Origin of the sequence: Haladaptatus sp. CMAA 1909 (assembly GCF_043952005.1) — an archaeon.
Classification (GTDB): Archaea; Halobacteriota; Halobacteria; order Halobacteriales; family Haladaptataceae; genus Haladaptatus.
Genome location: NZ_JBIOAV010000001.1, coordinates 2792758 through 2815278, shown reverse-complemented (window position 1 = coordinate 2815278; position 22521 = coordinate 2792758). Strand labels below are relative to the sequence as shown.

Here is a 22521-nt window from a genome sequence, read left to right as displayed (position 1 = left end):
CTAAACCCTCTCTTCACGACTGTTTTCGCATGCACTACGAGTTCTCTCCGATTTCCGTCGCCGACGTGGACGCTATCGTCTCGTGGCGGTACGACCCGCCGTACGACTTCTACGACATGGACGACGATCCCGAAGACCTCGCGTTGTTCACGAACCCCATCAACTGGGACGGTTACTACGCTGTTTTCGACGGCGATGGGGAACGAGTGGGTTTCTTCTCGTTTGAACTGGACGACGGCACGCTCGAAATCGGACTCGGCATGCGTCCCGACCTGACCGGCGACGGACACGGGCAGTCGTTCGTCGAGGCGGGCTTGGCGTTCGCCCGGAAGGAGTACGACCCGGAGGCGTTCTCGCTGTCGGTTGCGACGTTCAACGACCGGGCGATTTCGGTCTACGAGGGGGCCGGTTTCGAGCGCGTCGAGACGTTCGTTCAAGAGACCAACGGCGGCGAGTATCCGTTCGTGAGAATGCGGCGTGATACCGAAACGGACTGATGCTCCCGATTCAGTCCGCGTCGTGGGCGTATCCCGATTGTTCGTCGCTCGTCGTTGGGTCGGTGTGCCCGTACTGACTGTGCGCCGCTATCTCTGTCATCGTTACCGCCAAGAGGTAGTACCACGGTTTCTGTCCAACGGTCGCACGCAGCGCGTGGGTCGGCGGGACGACCCAAATGGCCAACGTCACGCAGAGCAGTGCGTGCGAAATGGGACGATGCTTGCGCCGAAGAAGAACGACCAACGTACTCAACAGGAGTCCGAGTTCGAACGAGTGAATCTCAGCCCAATTCGAAAACCACGTGCTTGGAACCGCAGCCATGCCAATGACCACAGTCGGTTTTCCCTTTAGTACGTGCCCCCTTCCGAAACGGATGCTGAACGCTATCTCTTTGCTACGCTTTGACAATGGGTATATTCCGATCACCAGCGGCCGATTACTTCCCGTAACCGGTCCGTGTCTTCCGGTTTTTGATGGGGAACGGGATTATTGGATGTCCGCCCCGACGGCTTCCTCTACGTCGTCGTAGCCGTCTCTGTCGAGGAGGGAAAGCAGTCCCTCGTTGATATCGCGGGCGATAGACGGTCCTCGGTAGACGAGGCCGGTGTACAACTGAACGACGTGTGCACCTGCTCGAATCTTTCGGTAGGCGTCCTCCGCGGTGAAGACTCCCCCAACACCGACTATCGGTACGTCCACCCGTTCGGCCGCGAAGCGAATCATCTCGGTCGCACGCCCTCGAATGGGCATTCCTGACAGTCCGCCCTCCTCGTCTCGGTATCGACTGCGAAGCGAGTTCGGGCGCTCGGTCGACGTGTTCGTCGCGATGATGCCATCCAACCCGAGTTCCGTCACGAGGTCCAACGCGTCCGTGATGGCTCCCTCGGGCAGATCCGGCGAGAGCTTCACGAGCAGGGGACTCGCACCCGCGTCCTGAAGCGTCGTCAGAATACGTTCGAGGTTCTCGCGGTTTTGAAGTTCGCGAAGGCCCGGCGTGTTCGGACTGGAGACGTTTACGACGAAGTAATCCGCGTGCGCCGAGACGCGCTCGTAACTGTACAAGTAGTCCTCCTCCGCCGTCTCCAGTGGCGTCGTCTTCGACTTCCCGATGTTCGCTCCTACGGGTACGTCGGGAAGCGATTGCGTCGCCATGCGCGCCCCGATCCTGTCCGCACCGTGGTTGTTGAACCCCATCCGGTTGATTATCGCCTCGTCCTCGCGGAGTCGGAACATCCGGGGCTTCGGGTTGCCCGGTTGGGCTTCGGCGGTCACGCCTCCGATTTCGACGTGTCCGAATCCGAGACTCGCGAGCGCGTGTGGAATCTCCGCGTTCTTGTCGAATCCGGCGGCGACACCGACCGGGTTCGGGAACGACTGCCCGAACGCATCGACCGTCAAGCGTGGGTCAGCGACTCGATAGTACCCCCCGAGCAATCGTTCGATCGGTGTCCCTTGGATCGTCTTCAAAAGCGTATGGACCGTCCCGTGGGCACGTTCGGTGGGTAACTGAAATAAAAGCGGTCTAACGACGTCGTATCCGTTCATCGTTCTTCTAATGAGAATTGACTGCGGTTTGGCCACAGCGACTAGAACTCGTGTTCGACCTCGTCTTTGTCGGCCTTCTGGATGATGATTTTGTCTTCCCGAACTCGCACGAAGACTTCGTCGCCGATCTCCATGCCGGCGACGGCGAGTTCGTCTTCGTGTAGGTTGACGTGGACGTTATGATATTCTCCGTCTTCGTCTTTCGCGCCACTCGGGCTAAGCTTCTTTTTCCGTACCATCGCGGTATCTTATGCAGTCCTTCACCGTAGGATGTACTTAAGTGTTTTCTACCGTACTGTTCCGCTTCGTCTTCCTTAGAAATGCCCTATGAGCCGAGGCCACTTACCTTGCTCGGCCTGTCCTTCGTCGAAAAAATCACGATACGGCGCAACTCTGGTATATATGTCTGTCGCCGGAAACCGCTCATATCGGCGATATATTTATAGTGGCCCCTGTGCTGAATTGGCATGGAGGAGAAAACCATGGTACGAGACGATGGTAAGCGAAACTTTGCACTGCGCCAATCGGACGGAGATGAATCGAGCGTCTTCTCGGGCAACACCCCACGACAGGCCGCACTGAAAGCGGCACGTCGACTTGATCCGGGTAGCTCCGAAGATGCCGCGGATAGAATCGAACTTCGTCTCCGTGAGAAGGGGACAGACAAAGTACACATCTACGAAGGATGGGCGTGGCACGAGGAAGCGCCGGACGACAAACCTGACTGGATGCCAGGCGAGATCACGGAGGCAAACGTCTCCAAGCAGGGCATCGAGCACCTGGACGAGTGAACTGCACGTATCCAACAACTGACTGTTTTATCCGATTAAGGCACATCATTATTGTTCTTCGCGTGCGCGCGATAGAGAAAAGCTTTTCCACGCCTCTACAAAACAGTACGCTTGCGCGAAGCACATCCAACCGGACTGAACGCACGATGCGTGGGATGACGGTTTGGCCTCCGCTCGCGCAATAGTTTAGTTTCGGCTGCTATTTCGAACCTTCCCTCGTGAGCCGCAGTCGGCGAGCCATTGTCTGTTCGATAGGGAGACGTCTCCCATTGATTCCACGAGTTATTCCCTCTCGGTACTCTCGTGTTTCTCTTTTCCCTGATGGTGTATGACCTAAATGAATCCGTTCGATACGATTCCAGAACCTCTGACTAATGCTAGGTAATCTATGCCGATGAGCCTTCGATTCGACGGCCTTAAGTGTATCTCCCGATTTTGTGTGAATGCGAACGACGTCTCGTGGTTTCCCCGCGAGATGGCCGCCCGAATCCGGCGCATTCATCTATGTGTCCCGGTGGATTCGGGCGAACGAAAACCCAATCCAATGCCCTTAAGTGTATGGGGGCACTCGGATAGGATGTCGACGGCGTCCCACGGTTTGGGACGAACGAAACACGTCCAATCCGGTGCCCTTAAGTACAACGGGGCACTCGGATTGAATACGACGTCGCGCCCGGCCACACATCGCCGGACGCGAACCCGATCCGACGCCCTTAAATGATAGCGGGCGTTCGGATATAAACGCGACAACAGACACAGACGCGATCTGTGGGGCGTTCAACTCGTCTCACAATCTCGGACGAACGAGGTTCGAAGGGTTTAATACCCTTCCTCGCCTCCACTCAAGTCCGAAGGAAATGAGGATTCCACCCCTGCGGTCAGCCGTATACGATGGAATCTGATGTTAGCCCTGGCAGTTCGGTGACACCCGTCCAGTTACTTGGTTCGGGGTCGTCGAACTGACGGACCAACGTATATGCGACACTATACATGCATTAGCATGCTTCCGCCAGACCCACCGAGCAGTTACTGCTCGGCAACCATTCCGGTTGATCCTGCCGGAGGCCATTGCTATTGGAGTTCGATTTAGCCATGCTAGTTGCACGAGTTTAGACTCGTGGCGGAAAGCTCAGTAACACGTGGTCAAACTACCCTATAGACCAGGATAACCTCGGGAAACTGAGGCTAATCCTAGATAACGCTCCCCTGCTGGAACTGCAGGGAGCCGGAAACGCTCCGGCGCTATAGGATGTGACTGCGGCCGATTAGGTAGACGGTGGGGTAACGGCCCACCGTGCCGATAATCGGTACGGGTTGTGAGAGCAAGAGCCCGGAGATGGATTCTGAGACAAGAATCCAGGCCCTACGGGGCGCAGCAGGCGCGAAAACTTTACACTGCACGACAGTGCGATAAGGGAACTCCAAGTGCGAGGGCATAACGTCCTCGCTTTTGTGTATCGTAAGATGGTACACGAATAAGAGCTGGGCAAGACCGGTGCCAGCCGCCGCGGTAATACCGGCAGCTCAAGTGATGGCCAATTTTATTGGGCCTAAAGCGTCCGTAGCCGGCCAGACAGGTCCGTCGGGAAATCTGCTCGCTCAACGAGCAGGCGTCCGACGGAAACCCGCTGGCTTGGGACCAGAAGACTCGAGGGGTACGTCTGGGGTAGGAGTGAAATCCTGTAATCCTAGACGGACCGCCGATCGCGAAAGCACCTCGAGAGGATGGATCCGACGGTGAGGGACGAAAGCTAGGGTCACGAACCGGATTAGATACCCGGGTAGTCCTAGCTGTAAACGATGCTCGCTAGGTGTGGCACAGGCTACGAGCCTGTGCTGTGCCGTAGGGAAGCCGAGAAGCGAGCCGCCTGGGAAGTACGTCCGCAAGGATGAAACTTAAAGGAATTGGCGGGGGAGCACTACAACCGGAGGAGCCTGCGGTTTAATTGGACTCAACGCCGGACATCTCACCAGCATCGACAATAGCTGTGACAGTCAGTGTGATGAGCTTACTAGAGCTTTTGAGAGGAGGTGCATGGCCGCCGTCAGCTCGTACCGTGAGGCGTCCTGTTAAGTCAGGCAACGAGCGAGACCCGCACTCTTAATTGCCAGCAGCACCCTTGTGGTGGCTGGGTACATTAGGAGGACTGCCGCTGCCAAAGCGGAGGAAGGAACGGGCAACGGTAGGTCAGCATGCCCCGAATGTGCTGGGCTACACGCGGGCTACAATGGTCGAGACAATGGGTTGCAACCCCGAGAGGGGGCGCTAATCTCCGAAACTCGATCGTAGTTCGGATTGAGGACTGAAACTCGTCCTCATGAAGCTGGATTCGGTAGTAATCGCGCTTCAGCAGAGCGCGGTGAATACGTCCCTGCTCCTTGCACACACCGCCCGTCAAAGCACCCGAGTGAGGTCCGGATGAGGCCATCAGGCGATGGTCGAATCTGGGCTTCGCAAGGGGGCTTAAGTCGTAACAAGGTAGCCGTAGGGGAATCTGCGGCTGGATCACCTCCTAACGAACGAGATCAGGCCGACGTGCCTGACTCACTTTGGGATTATCCTCGACGACCTCGACCACGCAACTGGTCGGGCACCTTTGAACTGCCAGGGTTAACACAGCCCTCGCCTCGTGGCGAGGCGGGCCCATAGCTCAGTGGTAGAGTGCCTCCTTTGCAAGGAGGATGCCCAGGGTTCGAATCCCTGTGGGTCCATAGCGTGGGACGGTTCGAATCGTGCCCCTTAAGTAGTGGGCGACGAAACGAACTACTCCCAACAAACCGATGCACCAACCCGTGAAAACGCGGTTGGGAAGGGTTCGACACACGCACTCGGCGACCACCGTGTCGTGTAATGACAACCGTATGTACGTGCAATCCAGACGTCCACTGGACTCACACATCGTGAGTTTACAGTGAATCCAAGTTATTCCAACGTGGCTACTGTGCCACCTGGTGAATGGCTCGGCTCGAGCGCCGACGACGGACGTGCCAAGCTGCGAAAAGCTGTAGGAAGCCGCACGGAGGCCAAGAACTACAGATCTCCGAATGGGAATCCCCTCCGCAATTGCCTTGCGCAATGGGGAACGCCGAGAATTGAAACATCTCAGTATCGGCAGGAACAAAAAGCAAACGCGATGTCGCTAGTAACGGCGAGTGAACACGACACAGTCCAAACCGAAGCCCTCACGGGCAATGTGGTGTCCGGACTGACATTCATCATCGGAACCGTCTCATGAAGTCTCCTGGAACGGAGCATGATACAGGGTGACAATCCCGTAATGAGAACCAGTACGATGTGCGTCAGCTCCCGAGTAGCAGGGGTCGGAAATCCCTTGTGAATATCGCGGGCAACGACCGCGAAGACTCAATACGACTCGAGACCGATAGCGAACAAGTAGTGTGAACGAACGCTGAAAAGCACCCCGAAAAGGGAGGTGCAATAGGGCCTGAACTCAGGTGGCGATGGAGCGACAGGGCATACAAGGCCCACTGAAAAACGACCCGGGGGCAACCCCGCAGTAGGAATCGGTGGGAGCCGATGTTCTGTCGTACGTTTTGAAAAACGAGCCAGGGAGTGTATCTAATTGGCGAGCCTAACCCGTGTATCGGGGCAGGCACAGGGAAACCAATACGGCCGCAGCGCTTTGCGCGAGGGCCACCGTCTTCAAGGGCGGGGAGTCAACTGGATACGACCCGAAACCGGATGATCTACGCATGAGCAAGACGAAGCGTGGCGAAAGCCACGTGGAGGTCTGTTAGAGTTGGTGTCCTACAATACCCTCTCGTGACTTATGTGTAGGGGTGAAAGGCCCATCGAATCCGGCAACAGCTGGTTCCAACCGAAACATGTCGAAGCATGACCTTCACTAAGGTAGTTCGTGGGGTAGAGCGACCGATTGGGAGAACCGCCTCCGAGAGGAGTCGGCCTCCCTGTCAAACTCCAAACCTACGGACGCCGTTGACGTGAGGAATCCGGTGCGCGGGGTAAGCCTGTGTACCGTGAGGGAGACAACCCAGAGCTGGGTTAAGGTCCCAAAGTGCGAGCTAAGTGCGATTGAAGGTGGTCGCAAGCCCTAAACAGCCGGGAGGTGAGCTTAGAAGCAGCTACCCTCTAAGAACAGCGTAACAGCTTACCGGCCGAGGTTTGCGGCGCCGAAAATGATCGGGGCTCAAGCTCGCCACCGAGACCTAGCAGCGCTCTTGATCGAGCGATCTAGTAGGTTGGCATTCTGGATGGGTGGAAGCGCGGGCGAGAGTTCGTGTGGACCGTTCAGTATCGAAAATCCTGGCCATAGTAGCAGCGTTAGTCGGGTTAGACCCCCGACGACCTTATGAGTAAGGGTTCCTCAGCAATGCTAATCAGCTGAGGGTTAGCCGATCCTAAGTCCTATCGTAATTCGAATAGGACAATAGGGAAACTGGTTAATATTCCAGTGCTAACACACATTCAAAGTCGACGCTTCAGGAAACATCAAGCCGGGTTTTCGCCCGGTCGAACCGTCAAAATCCGTGGAAGCCGTAATGGCAGGAAGCGGATGAATGGCGGGAGAGCGAAAGTTGGTGGTACCCGGAGCCCGTGAAAAGACGAGTGTGTTAATCGTACCGAGATCCGACACAGGTACTCTGGCGGTGAAAGCCAAGGTCTGTCGGGAGCAACCGACGTTAGGGAATTCGGCAAGTTAGTCCCGTAAGTTCGCGATAAGGGATGCCTGCTCTGCAGAAGAGCAGGCCGCAGTGACTCGGACGCTCCAACTGTCTAGTAACAACATAGGTGACCGCAAATCCGCAAGGACTCGTACGGTCACTGAATCCTGCCCAGTGCGGGTATCTGAACACCCAGTACAATGGGACGAAGGACCCGTTAACGGCGGGGGTAACTATGACCCTCTTAAGGTAGCGTAGTACCTTGCCGCTTCAGTAGCGGCTTGCATGAATGGATCAATGAGAGCGTCACTGTCCCAACGTTGGGCCCGGTGAACTGTACATTCCAGTGCGGAGTCTGGAGACCCCCAAGGGGAAGCGAAGACCCTATAGAGCTTTACTGCAGGCTGTCGCTGGGACGTGGTCGCTACTGTGCAGACATAGGTAGGAGCCGTTACACAGGTATCCGCGCTAGCGGATCACCGAGGCATCAGTGAAATACTACCCGGTAGTGACTGCGACCCTCACTCCTGGCGGAGGACACCGGTAGCCAGGCAGTTTGACTGGGGCGGTACGCGCTCGAAAAGATATCGAGCGCGCCCCAAGATTTCCTCACTCGAGTCGGAGACTCGAGGAAGAGCGCAAGAGCAAAAGGAAGTCTGACAGTGTCCTACACAACGAGGGACGCTGACGCGAAAGCGTGGTCTAGCGAACCAATGAGGCTGCTTGTTGCGGCCCATTGATGACAGAAAAGCTACCTTAGGGATAACAGAGTCGTCACCGGCAAGAGCACATATCGACCCGGTGGCTTGCTACCTCGATGTCGGTTCCCTCCATCCTGCCCGTGCAGAAGCGGGCAAGGGTGAGGTTGTTCGCCTATTAAAGGAGGTCGTGAGCTGGGTTTAGACCGTCGTGAGACAGGTCGGCTGCTATCTATTGGGGGTGTTACGATACTTGACGAGAACGTTCGTATAGTACGAGAGGAACTACGAATGGGTGCCACTGGTGTACCGGTCGTCCGAAAGGGCGCGTGCCGGGCAGCTACGCACCACGGGGTAAGAGCTGAACGCATCTAAGCTCGAAACCCACTTGGAAAAGAAGTATCACCTGAGATCACTCGTAGAAGACGAGTTCGATAGGCTCGGGATGTACGCGCCGAGGCAACGAGGCGTTCAGTCCGCGAGTACTAACAGATCGACGCCACACAATCATACCGCATTTGGTTTCACACTCACGGAGTGTGAGTCCAGGCGTAAACTGGATTGCACGTACATAATGATCGGTTCATCAACGATTGGTATCCACTGGACACGGTTCGATTCCGTGCGTTGACGTTAAGGCGGCCAGAGCGATAGGGCGACACCCGTACCCATCCCGAACACGGAAGTTAAGCCTGTCTGCGTTTCGGTCAGTACTGGAGTGCGCGAGCCTCTGGGAAATTCGATTCGCCGCCTCCCACTCATACTTACACTCATCAACCCTCACAGAGCCGCGGCTCTGTGGGGGTTTTTGTATTTCTCTCGAACGACGAGACACATCGCTCGACGAATCGTTCGATGACAGGTCATCGGTAATGAGTCGTTACCATGCATGACATGCATACTGTCGAAAATGAAGAGATCAACGACGGAGAGGGATGACGATTTCCCGAGCCATTCACCTTTAATAATCTGTCGTGAGAAGGGTGGATATAGGAATGGTCTCCATCGATTCTACGAATCGGAAACTCCTCATCGTTGCTCCGTTGGTTCTGTTGGTCGTGGTTGCTTTCGCCATCAATTTCGTGGATCTTCCATTGGGCGGCAACCACGAGACCGAATCCACCCCGCCGAAACCGGTGAAACACTGCCAAACGATTTCGAAGCCGGGGAACTATGTTTTGAAGGGCGATTTCGGAGGAGCGACCGGGTTAACCGGCAGTTGTATCGTGATCAACGCGAGCCACGTGACGTTGAACGGGTCGGGTCACTCCATCGAAGGGAGAGGAGTGACTGACACGACAGGGTTGCTCGTCGATAACGCGAGTGGCGTCTCCGACGTGACTATCCACTCGGTTCGGGTGTCACGCTGGAACCGCGCCATTCACGTCTCGAACGCATCGTCGGTGACGGTTCGAAACGTGAGCGCCGTCCGGAGTACGGAGGGAATCACGGTGTGGAACAGCACGAACGTGACTATCGAACACTCCCGGGCGGCACGGAACCTGTTCGGAATCCTCGTCGACAACCGGAGCGAGAACGTGGACTATTCGACGCTCCACTATCACGGGAATCAACTCAACAGCACGCGAGGGCGCGGACAGCTGTCCTGAGTCATTCGGGTTGTTCTTCGCCCGGCGCTCGTTTCTTCCGTTTTTTGATAACGTCGGCCCAGTCGGGGTACTCCTTGCGTTCGGTTCCGTCGAAGTCGGGGTCCCCCGACATCGCCTTGATGCTTCGGGCGTCCTCCAAATCCCAGACTGCGCCGTCCTCGTGGAAGAGGCCGTTGAGGACGCCGTTTCGGCGCATGTACAGCGAGAACGCGGGTTTGAGCATGAGCGACCAGAAGAAGTTCCCGATTCCTGACGTGCGGATGGTCGGTGCGAGCGAGGAGTAGTCGGGAACGGCCGCGTTGCCGGAAACGTCGGCGAAAAACCCCTTTCCGGGGCGAATCCGTTGCCACTCCGAGAGCCACACCGGCTTGTCGAGTTTCTCCTGGAGGTTGTTCGCCTGTCGGAGGACGCGGTTGTACAGCGCCGGACTGCGCGCGAAGTTGTAGTGGAACTGGAGGATGTCCATTCCCCAGTCGAGATACTGAGCGTTGTTCGCCAGACTGGTGGACCCCACGGAGAGGGGGATTTCGCCGCGATAGTGGGTCATGGTGTCGACGATCTGTTTGAAGAATCGGATGTCCTTGTTGTTCCATCCGGGTTCGTTCGTCAGTTCGATGGCGAGGAGACGCTCGTCGTCGCGGTACTCCCGCATGACCGAGACGATGAAATCGCGCGGGTCGTCCCACAGGGATTTGTTCGCCATCGTCCGGGTGGAGGGTGAAAACGATTGAACGGCGGTTTTCACGTCGTCGTGGACGAGGTTCTCGAAGGTGGGTTCGAGTCCGACGCTATCGAACAGGCCGAGGAGAACGCGGATTCCGTGTGTGTCGGCGGTGTCCAACAGGTGTTCGAGCGACTCCATGTGGTCTTCGGGTTCGACGAGCCAGTATTCGTAGCTAAGCCATATTCGAATGGCGTTCAGGTTGATGCTCGCCGCGTAGCCCAAATCGCGTTCGATGATATCCGGGTCGTAATCGTGCCACATCTGGTAGCGATTGAAGGCACGTGCGGGGATGTAAATCGCGCCGCGAACGTCCACGGGGGCGTCGGTTTCCGGGGGGAGGTTTAATTCTCGTCGTCTCTCGGTTTGTGCGTCGTGACCGATGGTGCGGACGCTACCGGCACCCGCGGTACTGGAGAGTCCGATGGTTGTACCGATGCCAGCGAGAAACTGGCGGCGACCAACTCGTCTGCGCATACTCTTCATCCGCTTTCGAGGAACAACAATCTGTTCCTCGTGAGGCCGCCTGCGGAAATCTGAGGACGGTTGAGGGATGCTAACTCGATTCGTACTTCGAGCAATCGGGCGAGGCTATTTGAGTCCCCTGCACGAAACGGTGATCGGGGAGAGGGTGTTCGAGATAGCCATCGATTCGAGTAGTAACGTCGTCCCACCACTACAACACGAGCAGTTGCTCTACCTGTTCGGTCAACTGTTGATTCTCCTGTTGACCGCGCGCGTTCTCGGAGAAATCGCACGATACTTCGAATTTCCGTCGGTGCTCGGTGAACTGCTCGCGGGAATCATCCTGGGCCCGTCGATACTCGGTGCGCTCGCACCGGACCTATTCCTGGCACTTTTCCCGCCGGAACCGCTGCAGTATCACCTGCTGGAGGCCGTCTCGTGGATCGGTCTCCTCATGCTGCTGGTCATCACTGGATTCGAGACCGATCTCGATCTCATCGCCAGTCGCGCGAAGCGGGCGACGTCCATCGCCAGTGCAGGCATCGTCGTTCCGTTCGCGTTCGGGTTTGCTATCGCGTGGGTGCTTCCGGCGACGTTTCATGCCGCGGAGGGTCATCGGTTCGTGTTCAGCCTCTTCATCGCTACCGCGCTTTCTATCTCCGCGATTCCCGTCATCGCGAAGATACTCCTCGACCTCGGGATAATCGACCGAGAGATAAGCCAGTTGATAATCACGTCGGGAATGATAGACGACACCGTCGGGTGGATCCTTTTGTCCGTCGTTGCCGGGATCGCTCGCGGACACGGGGGAACCGTGGTAACGACCGCGGGAACGACGATACTCCTCCTGGGGGTATTTCTCGTGCTGGCGTTCACCGTCGGCCGCCGTTCCGTTGAACGTTTGATCCGATGGGTCGATAGGACGTTCAACAGCGATCTCGCGCTCGTTACGACGGTCATGGTCCTCGCGCTCGGTGTCGGAACGATCACGCACGCGCTCGGATTGGAGGCTGTGCTCGGCGCGTTCGTCGTCGGTTTACTCGTCGGTCGAGTCAAACGGTTCCGACAGGACACACGACACGTTTTCGAGGTCATCACGCTGGGAATCTTCGCACCGATATTTTTCGCCATGGCCGGGCTTCGCGTCGATTTGACGGCGCTCGCGAATCCCACAGTCCTACTCGTCGGCGGCGCGGTGTTGGGAATCGCCACCGTCGGCAAGTTTACCGGCGCGTTCATCGGCGCGCGCCACGTCGGACTCTCGAACTGGGAGGGAATCGCCATTGGCGCGGGGTTGAACGCCCGCGGCGCGCTGGAAATCATCGTCGCTACGGTCGGTCTCGGTCTCGGCGTGCTGACCGGGACCATGTATACGATCATCGTTCTCATCGCCATCGTCACCTCCCTATCGGCGCCGACGATGCTCCGTTTCGCCCTCGACCACGTCGAACTCTCCGAGGAGGAAGCGAGGCGACTGCGGAACCGCGAGCAGGAAGAAACGTCGTTCCTCGGATCTATCTCCCGCGTCCTCCTGCCAACGCGGTGTAGTCCGGACGCACAGTTCGCAGCCCAACTCACCGGTCATGTCGCTCGAAATCGGGACATCGAAGTCACGACGATGTACGTTACGAAGGAGAACGAACCGACTCGCGGCGACCGCGGATCGATACTCGCTCTCATTCGTTCGAAACTGGTACCGGAGACGCCCCGTCCACGGGGCGACGGCGGTGACAGAGCGGAAACCGCGTCCGCCGAAGACTGTCTTTCCATGATGACCCAGCAATTGTCGCTTCCGAACGAACGCACGAGGACTCGGGCAGTCCCGATTTACGGGTCCGTGGGCGAAACCGTCGTCGGAGAGTTGGCTCGCGGCTACGACCTGCTCGCGGTCCCAACGAGTTCCAACGCTGTCACGTCTTCAGGGAGTGGTGACACCGCTCGCCCGCTCTTCGAGATGGGTATCGACGACGTGTTACTGCGCACTCCCACGCCGGTCATCGCCGTCAGTGCAAACGGAATCCGACACGAACAGCCGCTCGAACCGGTTCCGATTCGCCGAATCCTCGTCCCAACGGTTGGCACGGAGTACAGCCGTCACGCCGCCGAAATCGCGTTCGCTGTCGCCACGGACTGCAACGCCCTCGTGGAAATCGTCAACATCATCGACCTGCGGCGACTTCGGGAGTTGTTCGTCGGCGAAGCCGACGTCTCTGAATCGGTTCGAATCGGCGCGGAAATCGTCGATAGGGAAGCGACACTCGGCCGCCAATACGGTGCGTCCGTGTTGACCGATGTTCTCACCAGCGAGCATCCGGTGCGTGCCATCGTGGACCGAGCGGATGAAACCGGAGCCGACCTCGTCGTTCTGGGGAGCAGCCTGCGGCCACTCTCCCAACGTGCGTTCTTCGGGCATCGGGCTGAGTACGTGTTGGAGAACGCTCCCTGTCCGGTTGCCGTCGTGAGCTCTCGCTAACGCGTCGAAGCCAGTGTTTTCAACGCCCCCCGACTACTGGAGAGTATGTCCGACGCGCGACGTGACGTCCCTTCCAGTCACGAGGAAATCATGTGGGCGACACACGATGCCCTGTGTAAACACGGCTATGCGAACCTCACGATGCGAAACATCGCCGCCGAGTGTTCGAAGAGCCATTCGCTGTTGACCTATCACTACGATACGAAGGAGAACCTCATCGCGGCGTATCTGGAGTTCCTCGTCGAGCAGTTCGACGAGGGCGGCGACCTCATCGACGGTGACGACCCGATGGAGCGCCTCGAACGGTTTCTCGACTTCTTCACCGTCGGGTCGGACGTGTACAGCGAGGAGTTGGCGGTCGCGTTCTTCGAACTCGGCAACGCGGCGCTCCGCGACGAGGGATTCCGCGAGACGCTTCGAACGCACGAGGCGGGGAACCTTCGGATTTTGACGGACATCGTCGAGCGGGGACAGGAGACGGGTCGCTTCCGGGGGGACATCGACGCCGACGACGTGGCAAAGCTGCTCGTCTCGACCCTCGCGGGCGCGGGACAGCTGGAGATGGCTGCCGGGATGACCGGGATTTCGGCCGACGTTAGGGAACTGGTGCGCACCGAACTGCTCCCCGAACTCCTCTTTGCGGACGACGCGTAGCGCCACCTCCCAACGCACGCTCTCCAATCGTTCTCGGTACCAAACAGTTATGAACTAACCAACTGTACAGCCACCTGCACTAACCATGTGTACAGTCACTTCGACGCGCGTGCTTCGAGTCGTAAAATCGATAGCGTGGGGGCCGAGATGACGTCGGGACGGTCGCCCGCCGTCTCGGTTCGAAACCTCACGAAGGCGTACGACGGCGTCCGGGTACTCGACGGCGTGAGCTTCGACGTCGAGCGCGGATCGGTGGTCGGCCTGCTCGGCCCCAACGGTGCTGGGAAAACGACCTGCATACACTCGATTCTCGGCCTCGTTCGACCGACCGCGGGGTCGGTTCGGGTGGCGGGCATCGATGTCGCCGAAAATCCGAGGGCCGCGTACGAACACGTCGGCGCGACGCTGGAGGGTGCGCGGAACGTCTACTGGCGGTTGACCGTCCGGGAGAACGTGGAGTTCTTCGCCCGCCTCGCCGGTCACGACCCCGCCGAACTCCGCGAGCGCCACGACCGACTGTTGGAGGGGTTCGGACTCGCGGACCGCGCGGACGAACTGGTGAACGACCTCTCCCGCGGGATGAAGGGAAAGGTAGCGTTGGCCTGCACGCTTTCGCGGGACGTCGACGTCGCGTTTCTCGACGAACCGACGCTCGGATTGGACGTCGAGAGTTCGCACGAACTGCGCCGCGAACTCCGCCGCCTCGCCGAACGCGAGTCGATAACGGTGGTCGTCAGCAGTCACGACATGGACGTCATCGAGGACCTCTGCGACCGAGTCGTGGTGCTGAACGACGGACGAATCGTCGCCGACGAGGACGTCGAAGCCTTCGTCTCCCTCTTCGAGGGGCGAACCTATCGAATCGCCGTCGAAGGGAGAATCTCCGAATCGGCCAAAGCGCGACTGGTCGAATCGTTCGACGCGAGCGAATGGTCCTCGGTCCCCGACGGCACGCGGTTCGACGTGACGCTGGCGGACGGCGAACTGAACGCCGTCCTCGTCGAACTGGTCGCGGCCGGAATCCCGGTTCGGTCCATCGAAACGACCGACCCGACGCTCGAAGACGCCTTCGTCGCACTCGTCGAAGACGGTGAAACGGCGGGAGGGACGACGGAGGTGAGCGCCTGATGTCGTCGTTCCGTCGACTGTTTTCGGGCGTCGTTCGCAAACGACTGCTCCTCCTTCGTCGCTATCCGGTGAACACGGGGTCGGAACTGCTGGGTCTGTACGTCTTCTTCGCCGTCGTGGTCTTCGGCGGCCACGCCGTCGCCGCGCCGACGATAACCGACACGCTCCCCGGCATCATCGTCGGCTTCTTCCTGTTTTCGATGGCATACGTCGCCTACTCGGGGCTGTCGTGGGACGTGATGCACGAAGCGCAGTGGGGGACGCTCGAACAGCTCGTCGTCTCTCCCTACGGCCTCGGTCGGGTGATGGCTGCGAAGGTCGCCGCCGACCTCCTCGTAAGCGTCCTGTACGGGGGCATCCTCCTCTCCATGATGCTCGTGACGACGGGGAAGGAGATGTCCATCGACCTCCTCACGGTCGTTCCGTTGGTGACTCTCTCGCTCCTCTCCGTCGTCGGCGTCGGATTCTCGTTCGCCGGACTGGCGCTCCTCTACAAACGGATCGAGAACGTGCTGTTGCTCGCCGAGTTCGCGTTGGTCCCGCTCGTCGCGGCACCGGCCGGTGCCGTTCCGGCCCTGAAACTCCTCCCGCTGGTCGAGGGAACGTATCTGCTTCGTCGGGCGATGAGCCACGGGATTCGGCTCTGGGAGTTCCCGCTCGTCGACCTCGGATTACTGTTGTTGACCGCGGTCAGTTATCTCGCGCTCGGTTATTTGGTCTTCCGCGCCTGTGTTCGTCGCGCCCGACGGGACGGACTGTTCGGGCAGTACTGACCCACGACGACACCACCGTTCTCCCTCGGTTTCGGTTTTCCGCGACATTCATGCTCACACGGCGCTCTATCTCTAGTGCGAAACCGCGGTGTGGGGGAGAGGGAAATGGATAGCGATAGCAAGACAGAAAAAGCGGTTGACGATGTACGCACGGACGGCACCGGTATCGTCTCGCCGGACGACGAGACCCCGACGTGGCTCGAACGGAAACAGCGCACGCAGGGGCTCTCCCGACTGACCTACGAGTATTTCGAACGCTCCCGACTGGAGGACCAGACGCTCCGCGAGGAATCCAGCTACGTCGAGCGCGACGTGTTGGCGTTTCCGACGTGGCCCCACGAGATGATTCGAAACCTCTCAATCGTGAGCTTCTTCATCGGGATGATTCTGCTCCTCTCGGCGGCGTTGCCGCCGCATCTGGATGCCCCGGCGGACCCGAGCACGACGCCCTTCATCATCCTTCCCGATTGGTACCTGTACTGGTCGTTCGGTCTCCTGAAACTCGAACCGTTGAACCCGGAACTCGCCATCCTCGGCGGCGAGAAACTCATGGAGGACAGGACGTTCGGCGTGATCGCCAACGTCGTCCTCGTGGGTTTCATCGCCATCGTTCCGTTCCTCAACAAGGGAAGTGCCCGACGACCCGTCGAACAACCGTTCTGGGCGGCGCTCGGCGTGGCGGGCGTCGTCTTCGCCGTCATGATCAGCGCCTACTCGATACAGAACCTCATCCCGATCAGCACGCCGTTGCTCTTCGACCTCACGATGTTTCTGCCGTTCATCGCCGCACTCATCACGTACTCCGTTCTTCGCGCGATGCGGGAGGGGTACATGTTCAGTCTCAATCGGCGCTACTACCGGCTTCGACCGCCGCGATAACGTGGCGGCGATGGACGTGATTCGAGGTTTTCAGCGTTCTCCCACGCTTCCCGGAACGTTCGCGGGCACTCCCACCCGTCCGAGCGCGTCCCACAACGTCGCTTGATTGCTCGTCACGACCGGGACGCCGAGGTCGGATTCGAGGGCGTCGATGGCGGGGAGCGTGCGATAGTTCGTACACGAGACGAACACGGCGTCCACGGCGTCGGGGTCCGGGACTGCCCCTCGAACCTGTCGATAGGCGTCCTCCGGCGACAGCGACCCGATGCCCGTGTTCGCTTCGATACCCCGACCGTGGAGCGCTACCACGTCGAACCCTTCGTCGCGCAGGTACGACTCCTCCCTTTCGTTCAGTTCGTCGGTGTACGGCGTCACGACCGCGATTCGTTCGGCGTCGAGGGCCGATAGCGCCCGTTTGACCGATAGCGCCGTCGCCACCGCGGGGACACCAGCCGTTTCGGACAGCGAGGTTTCGAGTTCCGTGTCGAATCCCGGTCCGTGAAGCAGGCTCCCGGTCGTGCAGGCGTAGGCGACCACGTCGACGTTCGCGTGGGCCAGTCGTTCCGCACAATCCACCGCGTCGTCGGCCATCGCGTCCAACTCGTCGACCGTGACCGATTCGAGCGGCATTCTTGCGGTGTGGACGCTCACGCCGTCCGGGACGGCCCTCCCGAACTCGGCTTCGACGGTCGTGTTCGAGGACGGAACGACGACGCCGAGTCTGGCGCGCCACCCGAACATCAGGGACACCTCGCTCGCGTCGATTCGACGAACGGTTTCATTCGTCCCACTCCATCTTGCCGTCCTCGCGGTCGATTTCGATGGCGTCCGGGTCGCGTTCCGCCGCCGGGCCGTGACCGCCGCCGCCCGGCGTCAGCACGGTGATGGTCGTCCCGGCCGCCACGTCGCGGGTCGTCTTCGCCGGAACGCACTCCCCGTCGATTTCGTTCTCCCCGCACCGACCGTCCCCGCCGCCGGCGATACCGCGTGGTGCGACTCGCCGCCGCTCGGTGAGGAGCGAGACGGTGGCGTCGGTTTCGACCGTAACGGAGCGAACGACGCCGAGGCCGCCGCGGAACCGTCCGCGTCCGCCGCTGTTCTCGCGCAGTCCGTACTCCTCGACGAACAGCGGATACTCGGCTTCGAGCGATTCGACGGGCGTGTTCAGCGTGTTGGTCATCCCGACCTGTACGCCGTCCATCCCGTCCTTCGTCGGCCGCCCGCCGAACCCGCCGCCGATGGTCTCGTAGTAGGTGAAGCCGTCCGCGCCGCCGTCCCGGCTACCGATGGTGAGGTTGTTCATCGTTCCCTGTCCACCCGCTGGGACGCGGTCCGGGACCGCTTCCGCCAGCGCGGCGAACACGACGTCCGTCACCCGTTGGCTGGTTTCGACGTTGCCGCCAACGACGGCCGCAGGAGGTCGGGGATTCAACAGCGACCCGTCGGGGACCGACACGGAAATCGGGTCGTAACATCCCCGATTCGGCGGTATCTCGGGGTCAGTCACGCACCGAATCACGAAGTACACGGCGCTCTTCGCGACGGCGAACGGCGCGTTGACGTTCCCCGGCACCTGCGGTGCGGTTCCCGCGAAGTCCACGGAAATCCCCTCGTCGTCTATCGTCACCGCGACTTCGATGGGTATCTCCTCGCCGGTGATGCCATCGCCTTCCAGCACGTCGCGGGCGCTGTAGGTCCCGTTCGGCAACTCGGCGATTTCGGCGAGGAGTCGGTCGCGCGAGTAGGAAATCACCGCGTCGAAGGCCGAGACGACGCGGTTTCGCCCGTGTTCGCCCATGAGATCACGGAGTCGCTCCTCGCTTCGCTCGTTCGCCGCGATTTGGGCGCGGATGTCCGCCCGACGCTCGCCGGGGTTCCTGACGTTGGCGAGCAGGAGGCTCATCACGTCCTCGTTCACGTCGCCGCGCTTCACGAGGCGAACCGGCGGCAGGCGAATCCCCTCCTGATAGATTTCCCGCGCCCCGGCGGGCATGCTTCCGGGAGTCATCCCGCCCACGTCGGCGTGGTGCGCGCGCGAAACGGCGTATCCGAGGATTTCGTCCTCGACCGTAATCGGCGACACCATCGTCACGTCCGGGAGGTGCGTTCCGCCCTCGAACGGGTCGTTCAGAACGAACACGTCGCCCGGTTCCGGGTCGTAGTCGAGCACCGTGTTCACCGCCTCGGGCATCGCGCCGAGGTGAACCGGGATGTGTTCCGCTTGCGCGACGAGGCGGCCCTCGGCGTCGAAGAGGGCGGTCGAACAGTCCCGCCGCTCCTTGATGTTCGGCGAGTACGACGAGGTGATGAGTACCTGTCCCATCTCCTCTGCGACGCCCTCGAACTGATTGCGCATGATTTCGAGCGTAACGGCGTCGATGGTCGAGTTCGATTCGTCTCCGCTCATTGTCCGTCCCTCCCGAGGAGCAACGTTCCGTCCGAATTGACCGCCCCCGACCATCCCGGCGGAACCACCACCGTACTCTCGTTCTGTTCGAGGATGCACGGCCCGCCCACGGACGCCGATTCTCCGAGGCCGGTTCGGTCGAAGACCGGCGTCTCGTGGAACCCGTCGTCGAAGAACGCCTCGCGGCGTCCCTTTTCGGCGTCTCCTGTCGTCCGATACCTGACAGACGGCGAATCGCGGGCGACGACGGACGTCACCCGAACGTTCACGAGTTCGATGGGGTCGTCCATGACGTAGCCGTACGCGCCCTCGTGGGCGTCCCGGAACCGTTCCGCGACGCGCTCCGCGTCGAACTCGTCGTCCACCGGAACCGTGAGTTCGAAGCTCTGTCCCACGAACCGAAGGTCAGCGGCCCGTTGTACGTCCGCCGCGTCCGGGTCCGCCACGTCCGACAGCACCTCCTCGGTGAGGTCGGCGTAGGCCGATTCCACGTCGCCGAGCGACACGTCCGCGAGCGGACTCCTGAGGGTCCGAACCGAATCGTGTTTCTCGTCGGCGGCGAGCAGGCCGTAGGCCGACAGCACGCCGCAGGCGTGCGGAATTACGAGCGAATCCATGTCGAGGCTCTCGGCGACGGCGGCGGCGTGCATCGGTCCCGCGCCGCCGAAGGCGACGAGGCCGAACCCGCGTGGGTCGTGGCCCCGTTCGACCGTGACGGCGCGAATCGCCCGCGCCATGTTCGCGTTCGCGACCCGGAAGACGCCCCGAGCGGCCGCGAGGGCGTCGTCCAACCCGGCCTCGTCGGCCAGTCGTGACAGCGCGTCGTGGGCCGCCTCCTCGTCGAGTTCGAGCTCGCCGCCGAGCGCCGAACTCCCGCCGATGTAGCCGAGAACGACGTTCGCGTCCGTCACCGTCGGCTCCGTCCCGCCGCGTCCGTAGCAGGCGGGGCCGGGGTTCGCGCCGGCCGAGCGCGGCCCGACGCGGAGGGCGTTTCCGGCGTCCACCCACGCTATCGATCCACCGCCCGCACCGACGGTGTTCACGTCTACCATCGGCGTCTTGATGGGCCGTCCGTTGATTTCGGCGTCGGTCGTCCGTTCCACCTCGCCGTCCCGGACGAGGCTCACGTCGCTCGACGTGCCGCCCATGTCGAAGGTAACGAGGCCGTCGACGTCGCCTCCTCCAGCGGTTTCCGCCGCGCCGACGACGCCCGCCGCTGGCCCCGACATCGTGGTCGTGACCGCGTGTTCACGGACCGTCTTCGCCGACGCGATGCCGCCGTTGGCTTGCATGATTCGCGGTTCGGGAACGCCGCGTTCCCCGGCGCGCTCCTCCAATCGACCGATGTAGGCGTCGATGGCCGGCGTCACGTAGGCGTCCACGGCCGTCGTGGAGGTCCGTTCGTACTCGCGGAACTCCGCGAGGACCTCGTGGGAGGCCGAAACCGGCACGTCGAGTTCGTCGCGAAGGACGGCGGCGACCCGTCGCTCGTTCTCCGGATGCTGGTAGGCGTGGAGGAGGCTGACGGCGACGCTTTCGGCACCGCAGTCGCGGATTTTCTCGGCCACGGCGCGCACCTCACCCTCGTCGGGTTCGGTTAGCACCCCGTCAACCGTCGTGCGCTCCGCGACTTCGAACCGTCGTCGTCGCGGGACGAGCGGCGCGGGTTTGTCCACGTCTACGTCGTAGAGGTCGGGACGGGCCTGTCGCCCGATTTCGAGGACGTCGCGGAAGCCCTGCGTCGTCACGAGCGCCGTCTTCGCGCCGTCCTCTTCGAGGAGGGCGTTCACGGAGACGGTCATCGCGTGGGTGAACGCGTCCACGTCCGTCGGGTCGATGCCCGCATCCGCGCAGGCTTTTTCAATTCCCTGCACGACGCCGACGCTCTGGTCGTCCGTGCTCGGTACTTTCGCCGTCACGAGTTCGTCGTCCGACAGGAGGAGAACGACGTCCGTGAACGTGCCGCCGACGTCCACGCCGACGCGCGTCGTCCCTGCCATTCAGAACACCCCCAGATTTTGTCCGACGGTGTAGAGCGCGCGCACGCCGAGCCAAACCACGACGAGCGTCACGGCGATACCGAGGACGTTCTGCGTCGTGTCGTTGACGTAGTCCCCGAGGATGTCCCTGTCGTTCATGATGTAGATGAGGAAGAGCGCGACGATAGGCAACAGGATTCCGTTGGCGACCTGCGCGAAGACGATGGCCTGCACCGGTTCGTAGCCGAGCGCGGAGAACACCACGCCGATGAGGAGGATGCTCCCCCAGACGGCGCGGAATCGCGGGGATTTGAGGTCGGTGTCCCATCCGAACGCCCCCGCCGTCGCGTACGCGCCGGCGAGCGGCGCGGTGGTCGCGCTGGTGAACCCCGCCGCGAAGAGGCCGATGCTGAACAGCACCGTGGCGTAGGGTCCGGCGAGCGGTTCGATTTGCTCGGCCATCCGGCTCACGTTGTCGATTTCCGTTCCGACGGGGAACGCCGCGGCCGCGGTGACGAGGATGGCGATGGTGATGAGGCCGCCGATGATGATCGAAAGTATCGTGTCGGCGCGCGACTCCGGCAACTCGTCCGGCCCCGCCCATCGCTCTTGGACGCTCCCGGCGTGCAGGAACAGGTTGTAGCCGACGACGGTGGTTCCGATGAGTCCCGTGATGAGGAACGTCGAGCCCTCGGGAACGCTCGGGACGAATCCCATCGCGAGCGCGCCGAGGTCGGGGCCGATGACGATGGCGTCGATGAGGAACGAAACCGCCATGATTCCGACGAGCGCGACGAGGGCCTTCTCGATGAGTTTGTAGCGACCCGTCCAGAGGAGCGCGGCCGCACAGAGGCCCATGACCGGCCCCCAAATCTGTGCGCTGATTCCGGTGATGCCTTCCAAACCGGCGGCCCCGCCGAGGATGTTCCCCGTCTCGTAGGCCGCCGTCCCGATGCCGATGGCGCTCACGACGAGCGCGATGCTGAAGACCGACAGTACCTGACTGTCGAACTGTTCGCGCAATGCTTCGCCGAGTCCGTGGCGGGAGACGACGCCGAGGCGGGCGCTCATCTCCTGCAGGACGATGGTGGCGATTATCGAGAACACGATGGTCCAAACGAGGGCGTATCCGAACTCCGCGCCCGTCACGCTGGCCGTCGTGACCGTTCCGGGTCCGATGAAGGCCGCCGCGACCATCGCGCCGGGGCCGATGGATCGTAGTCTGTCTATAATGTTCATGGTCGTTCTCGTGCTAT

At 60.7% G+C, this 22521-nt stretch carries 16 protein-coding genes, 1 tRNA gene and 3 rRNA genes; 12 read left to right on the top strand and 8 right to left on the bottom strand.

Annotation, left to right across the window (positions count from 1 at the left end):
- The first annotated feature begins 29 nt into the window (after positions 1 to 29).
- Positions 30 to 497: a GNAT family N-acetyltransferase gene (locus ACGYLY_RS15250; protein WP_395284096.1), complete on the top strand. Its 468-nt coding sequence runs from the start codon at positions 30 to 32 to the stop codon at positions 495 to 497.
- A gap of 10 nt (positions 498 to 507) precedes the next feature.
- On the opposite strand, the gene ACGYLY_RS15245 is transcribed toward ACGYLY_RS15250, so the two are convergent.
- The 3 genes from ACGYLY_RS15245 to ACGYLY_RS15235 all read right to left on the bottom strand — a co-directional run bounded on the left by ACGYLY_RS15245 (position 508) and on the right by ACGYLY_RS15235 (position 2282).
- Positions 508 to 819, bottom strand: a complete 312-nt coding sequence (locus tag ACGYLY_RS15245; RefSeq protein ID WP_395284097.1) for a hypothetical protein — start codon at positions 817 to 819, stop codon at positions 508 to 510.
- 165 nt (positions 820 to 984) lie between these two features.
- Complete coding sequence (locus ACGYLY_RS15240) at positions 985 to 2043, bottom strand: quinone-dependent dihydroorotate dehydrogenase (protein WP_395284098.1); 1059 nt, start codon at positions 2041 to 2043, stop codon at positions 985 to 987.
- A gap of 41 nt (positions 2044 to 2084) precedes the next feature.
- Entirely contained in the window at positions 2085 to 2282 is a 198-nt protein-coding gene (locus tag ACGYLY_RS15235; protein WP_007982308.1) for a hypothetical protein, read from the bottom strand.
- A 243-nt stretch (positions 2283 to 2525) separates the two neighbouring features.
- On the opposite strand from ACGYLY_RS15235, the gene ACGYLY_RS15230 reads away from it, so the two are divergent.
- The 6 genes from ACGYLY_RS15230 (at position 2526) to ACGYLY_RS15205 (ending at position 9786) form a co-directional block, all read left to right on the top strand.
- Complete coding sequence (locus ACGYLY_RS15230) at positions 2526 to 2834, top strand: non-histone chromosomal MC1 family protein (protein WP_231186312.1); 309 nt, start codon at positions 2526 to 2528, stop codon at positions 2832 to 2834.
- 1042 nt (positions 2835 to 3876) lie between these two features.
- Positions 3877 to 5349 (top strand): 16S ribosomal RNA (locus ACGYLY_RS15225).
- A 125-nt stretch (positions 5350 to 5474) separates the two neighbouring features.
- Positions 5475 to 5546, top strand: a tRNA-Ala gene (locus ACGYLY_RS15220).
- Positions 5547 to 5762: 216 nt separating this feature from the next.
- Positions 5763 to 8684 (top strand): 23S ribosomal RNA (locus tag ACGYLY_RS15215).
- A gap of 126 nt (positions 8685 to 8810) precedes the next feature.
- Positions 8811 to 8932 (top strand): 5S ribosomal RNA (gene rrf / locus ACGYLY_RS15210).
- Together the 16S, 23S and 5S rRNA genes with 1 tRNA gene alongside form the textbook arrangement of a ribosomal RNA operon.
- Before the next feature lie 239 nt (positions 8933 to 9171).
- Positions 9172 to 9786 carry a NosD domain-containing protein gene (locus ACGYLY_RS15205; protein ID WP_395291247.1) on the top strand — a complete coding sequence of 205 codons (615 nt, stop codon included), beginning with the start codon at positions 9172 to 9174 and terminating at the stop codon, positions 9784 to 9786.
- Between the two features lies 1 nt (position 9787).
- Here ACGYLY_RS15205 and ACGYLY_RS15200 read toward each other — a convergent pair whose 3' ends face one another.
- Entirely contained in the window at positions 9788 to 10984 is a 1197-nt protein-coding gene (locus tag ACGYLY_RS15200) for a glycoside hydrolase (protein WP_395291246.1), read from the bottom strand.
- 118 nt (positions 10985 to 11102) lie between these two features.
- Between ACGYLY_RS15200 and ACGYLY_RS15195 the strand changes: the two genes are divergently transcribed.
- The 5 genes from ACGYLY_RS15195 to ACGYLY_RS15175 all read left to right on the top strand — a co-directional run bounded on the left by ACGYLY_RS15195 (position 11103) and on the right by ACGYLY_RS15175 (position 16879).
- The gene (locus tag ACGYLY_RS15195; protein WP_395291245.1) at positions 11103 to 13445 is read left to right on the top strand and encodes a cation:proton antiporter; all 2343 of its coding nucleotides are present in this window, start codon (positions 11103 to 11105) and stop codon (positions 13443 to 13445) included.
- 45 nt (positions 13446 to 13490) lie between these two features.
- Entirely contained in the window at positions 13491 to 14099 is a 609-nt protein-coding gene (locus ACGYLY_RS15190; RefSeq protein WP_395291244.1) for a TetR/AcrR family transcriptional regulator, read from the top strand.
- Positions 14100 to 14246: 147 nt separating this feature from the next.
- Positions 14247 to 15227, top strand: a complete 981-nt coding sequence (locus ACGYLY_RS15185; protein ID WP_395291243.1) for an ATP-binding cassette domain-containing protein — start codon at positions 14247 to 14249, stop codon at positions 15225 to 15227.
- On the top strand, positions 15227 to 16000 hold the full coding sequence (locus ACGYLY_RS15180) for an ABC transporter permease (RefSeq protein WP_395291242.1): 774 nt from the start codon (positions 15227 to 15229) through the stop codon (positions 15998 to 16000). Before ACGYLY_RS15185 ends, ACGYLY_RS15180 begins: the two co-directional genes overlap by 1 nt.
- A gap of 105 nt (positions 16001 to 16105) precedes the next feature.
- Positions 16106 to 16879 carry a cytochrome bc complex cytochrome b subunit gene (locus ACGYLY_RS15175; protein WP_395291241.1) on the top strand — a complete coding sequence of 258 codons (774 nt, stop codon included), beginning with the start codon at positions 16106 to 16108 and terminating at the stop codon, positions 16877 to 16879.
- A 30-nt stretch (positions 16880 to 16909) separates the two neighbouring features.
- On the opposite strand, the gene ACGYLY_RS15170 is transcribed toward ACGYLY_RS15175, so the two are convergent.
- The 4 genes from ACGYLY_RS15170 to ACGYLY_RS15155 are packed head-to-tail and all read right to left on the bottom strand — an operon-like array spanning position 16910 to position 22504.
- Positions 16910 to 17620, bottom strand: coding sequence for an aspartate/glutamate racemase family protein (locus tag ACGYLY_RS15170; RefSeq protein WP_395291240.1), 711 nt, complete (start codon positions 17618 to 17620; stop codon positions 16910 to 16912).
- 37 nt (positions 17621 to 17657) lie between these two features.
- Positions 17658 to 19286, bottom strand: a complete 1629-nt coding sequence (locus tag ACGYLY_RS15165) for a hydantoinase B/oxoprolinase family protein (RefSeq protein ID WP_395291239.1) — start codon at positions 19284 to 19286, stop codon at positions 17658 to 17660.
- Positions 19283 to 21286 carry a hydantoinase/oxoprolinase family protein gene (locus tag ACGYLY_RS15160; RefSeq protein ID WP_395291238.1) on the bottom strand — a complete coding sequence of 668 codons (2004 nt, stop codon included), beginning with the start codon at positions 21284 to 21286 and terminating at the stop codon, positions 19283 to 19285. Before ACGYLY_RS15160 ends, ACGYLY_RS15165 begins: the two co-directional genes overlap by 4 nt.
- Positions 21287 to 22504 (bottom strand): Nramp family divalent metal transporter, encoded by a 1218-nt coding sequence (locus tag ACGYLY_RS15155; RefSeq protein WP_395291237.1) that lies wholly within the window; start codon positions 22502 to 22504, stop codon positions 21287 to 21289.
- Positions 22505 to 22521: the final 17 nt, after the last annotated feature.

Bases quoted from the DNA above. Each gene is read 5' to 3' on its own strand.
- ACGYLY_RS15185 (WP_395291243.1), top strand. From the start codon at position 14,247: ATGACGTCGGGACGGTCGCCCGCCGTCTCGGTTCGAAACCTCACGAAG.
- ACGYLY_RS15180 (WP_395291242.1), top strand. From the start codon at position 15,227: ATGTCGTCGTTCCGTCGACTGTTTTCGGGCGTCGTTCGCAAACGACTG.
- ACGYLY_RS15235 (WP_007982308.1), bottom strand. From the start codon at position 2,282: ATGGTACGGAAAAAGAAGCTTAGCCCGAGTGGCGCGAAAGACGAAGAC.
- ACGYLY_RS15200 (WP_395291246.1), bottom strand. From the start codon at position 10,984: ATGCGCAGACGAGTTGGTCGCCGCCAGTTTCTCGCTGGCATCGGTACA.
- ACGYLY_RS15190 (WP_395291244.1), top strand. From the start codon at position 13,491: ATGTCCGACGCGCGACGTGACGTCCCTTCCAGTCACGAGGAAATCATG.
- ACGYLY_RS15165 (WP_395291239.1), bottom strand. From the start codon at position 19,286: ATGAGCGGAGACGAATCGAACTCGACCATCGACGCCGTTACGCTCGAA.
- ACGYLY_RS15175 (WP_395291241.1), top strand. From the start codon at position 16,106: ATGGATAGCGATAGCAAGACAGAAAAAGCGGTTGACGATGTACGCACG.
- ACGYLY_RS15240 (WP_395284098.1), bottom strand. From the start codon at position 2,043: ATGAACGGATACGACGTCGTTAGACCGCTTTTATTTCAGTTACCCACC.
- ACGYLY_RS15170 (WP_395291240.1), bottom strand. From the start codon at position 17,620: ATGTTCGGGTGGCGCGCCAGACTCGGCGTCGTCGTTCCGTCCTCGAAC.
- ACGYLY_RS15230 (WP_231186312.1), top strand. From the start codon at position 2,526: ATGGTACGAGACGATGGTAAGCGAAACTTTGCACTGCGCCAATCGGAC.
- ACGYLY_RS15245 (WP_395284097.1), bottom strand. From the start codon at position 819: ATGGCTGCGGTTCCAAGCACGTGGTTTTCGAATTGGGCTGAGATTCAC.
- ACGYLY_RS15250 (WP_395284096.1), top strand. From the start codon at position 30: ATGCACTACGAGTTCTCTCCGATTTCCGTCGCCGACGTGGACGCTATC.
- ACGYLY_RS15155 (WP_395291237.1), bottom strand. From the start codon at position 22,504: ATGAACATTATAGACAGACTACGATCCATCGGCCCCGGCGCGATGGTC.
- ACGYLY_RS15160 (WP_395291238.1), bottom strand. From the start codon at position 21,286: ATGGCAGGGACGACGCGCGTCGGCGTGGACGTCGGCGGCACGTTCACG.
- ACGYLY_RS15205 (WP_395291247.1), top strand. From the start codon at position 9,172: ATGGTCTCCATCGATTCTACGAATCGGAAACTCCTCATCGTTGCTCCG.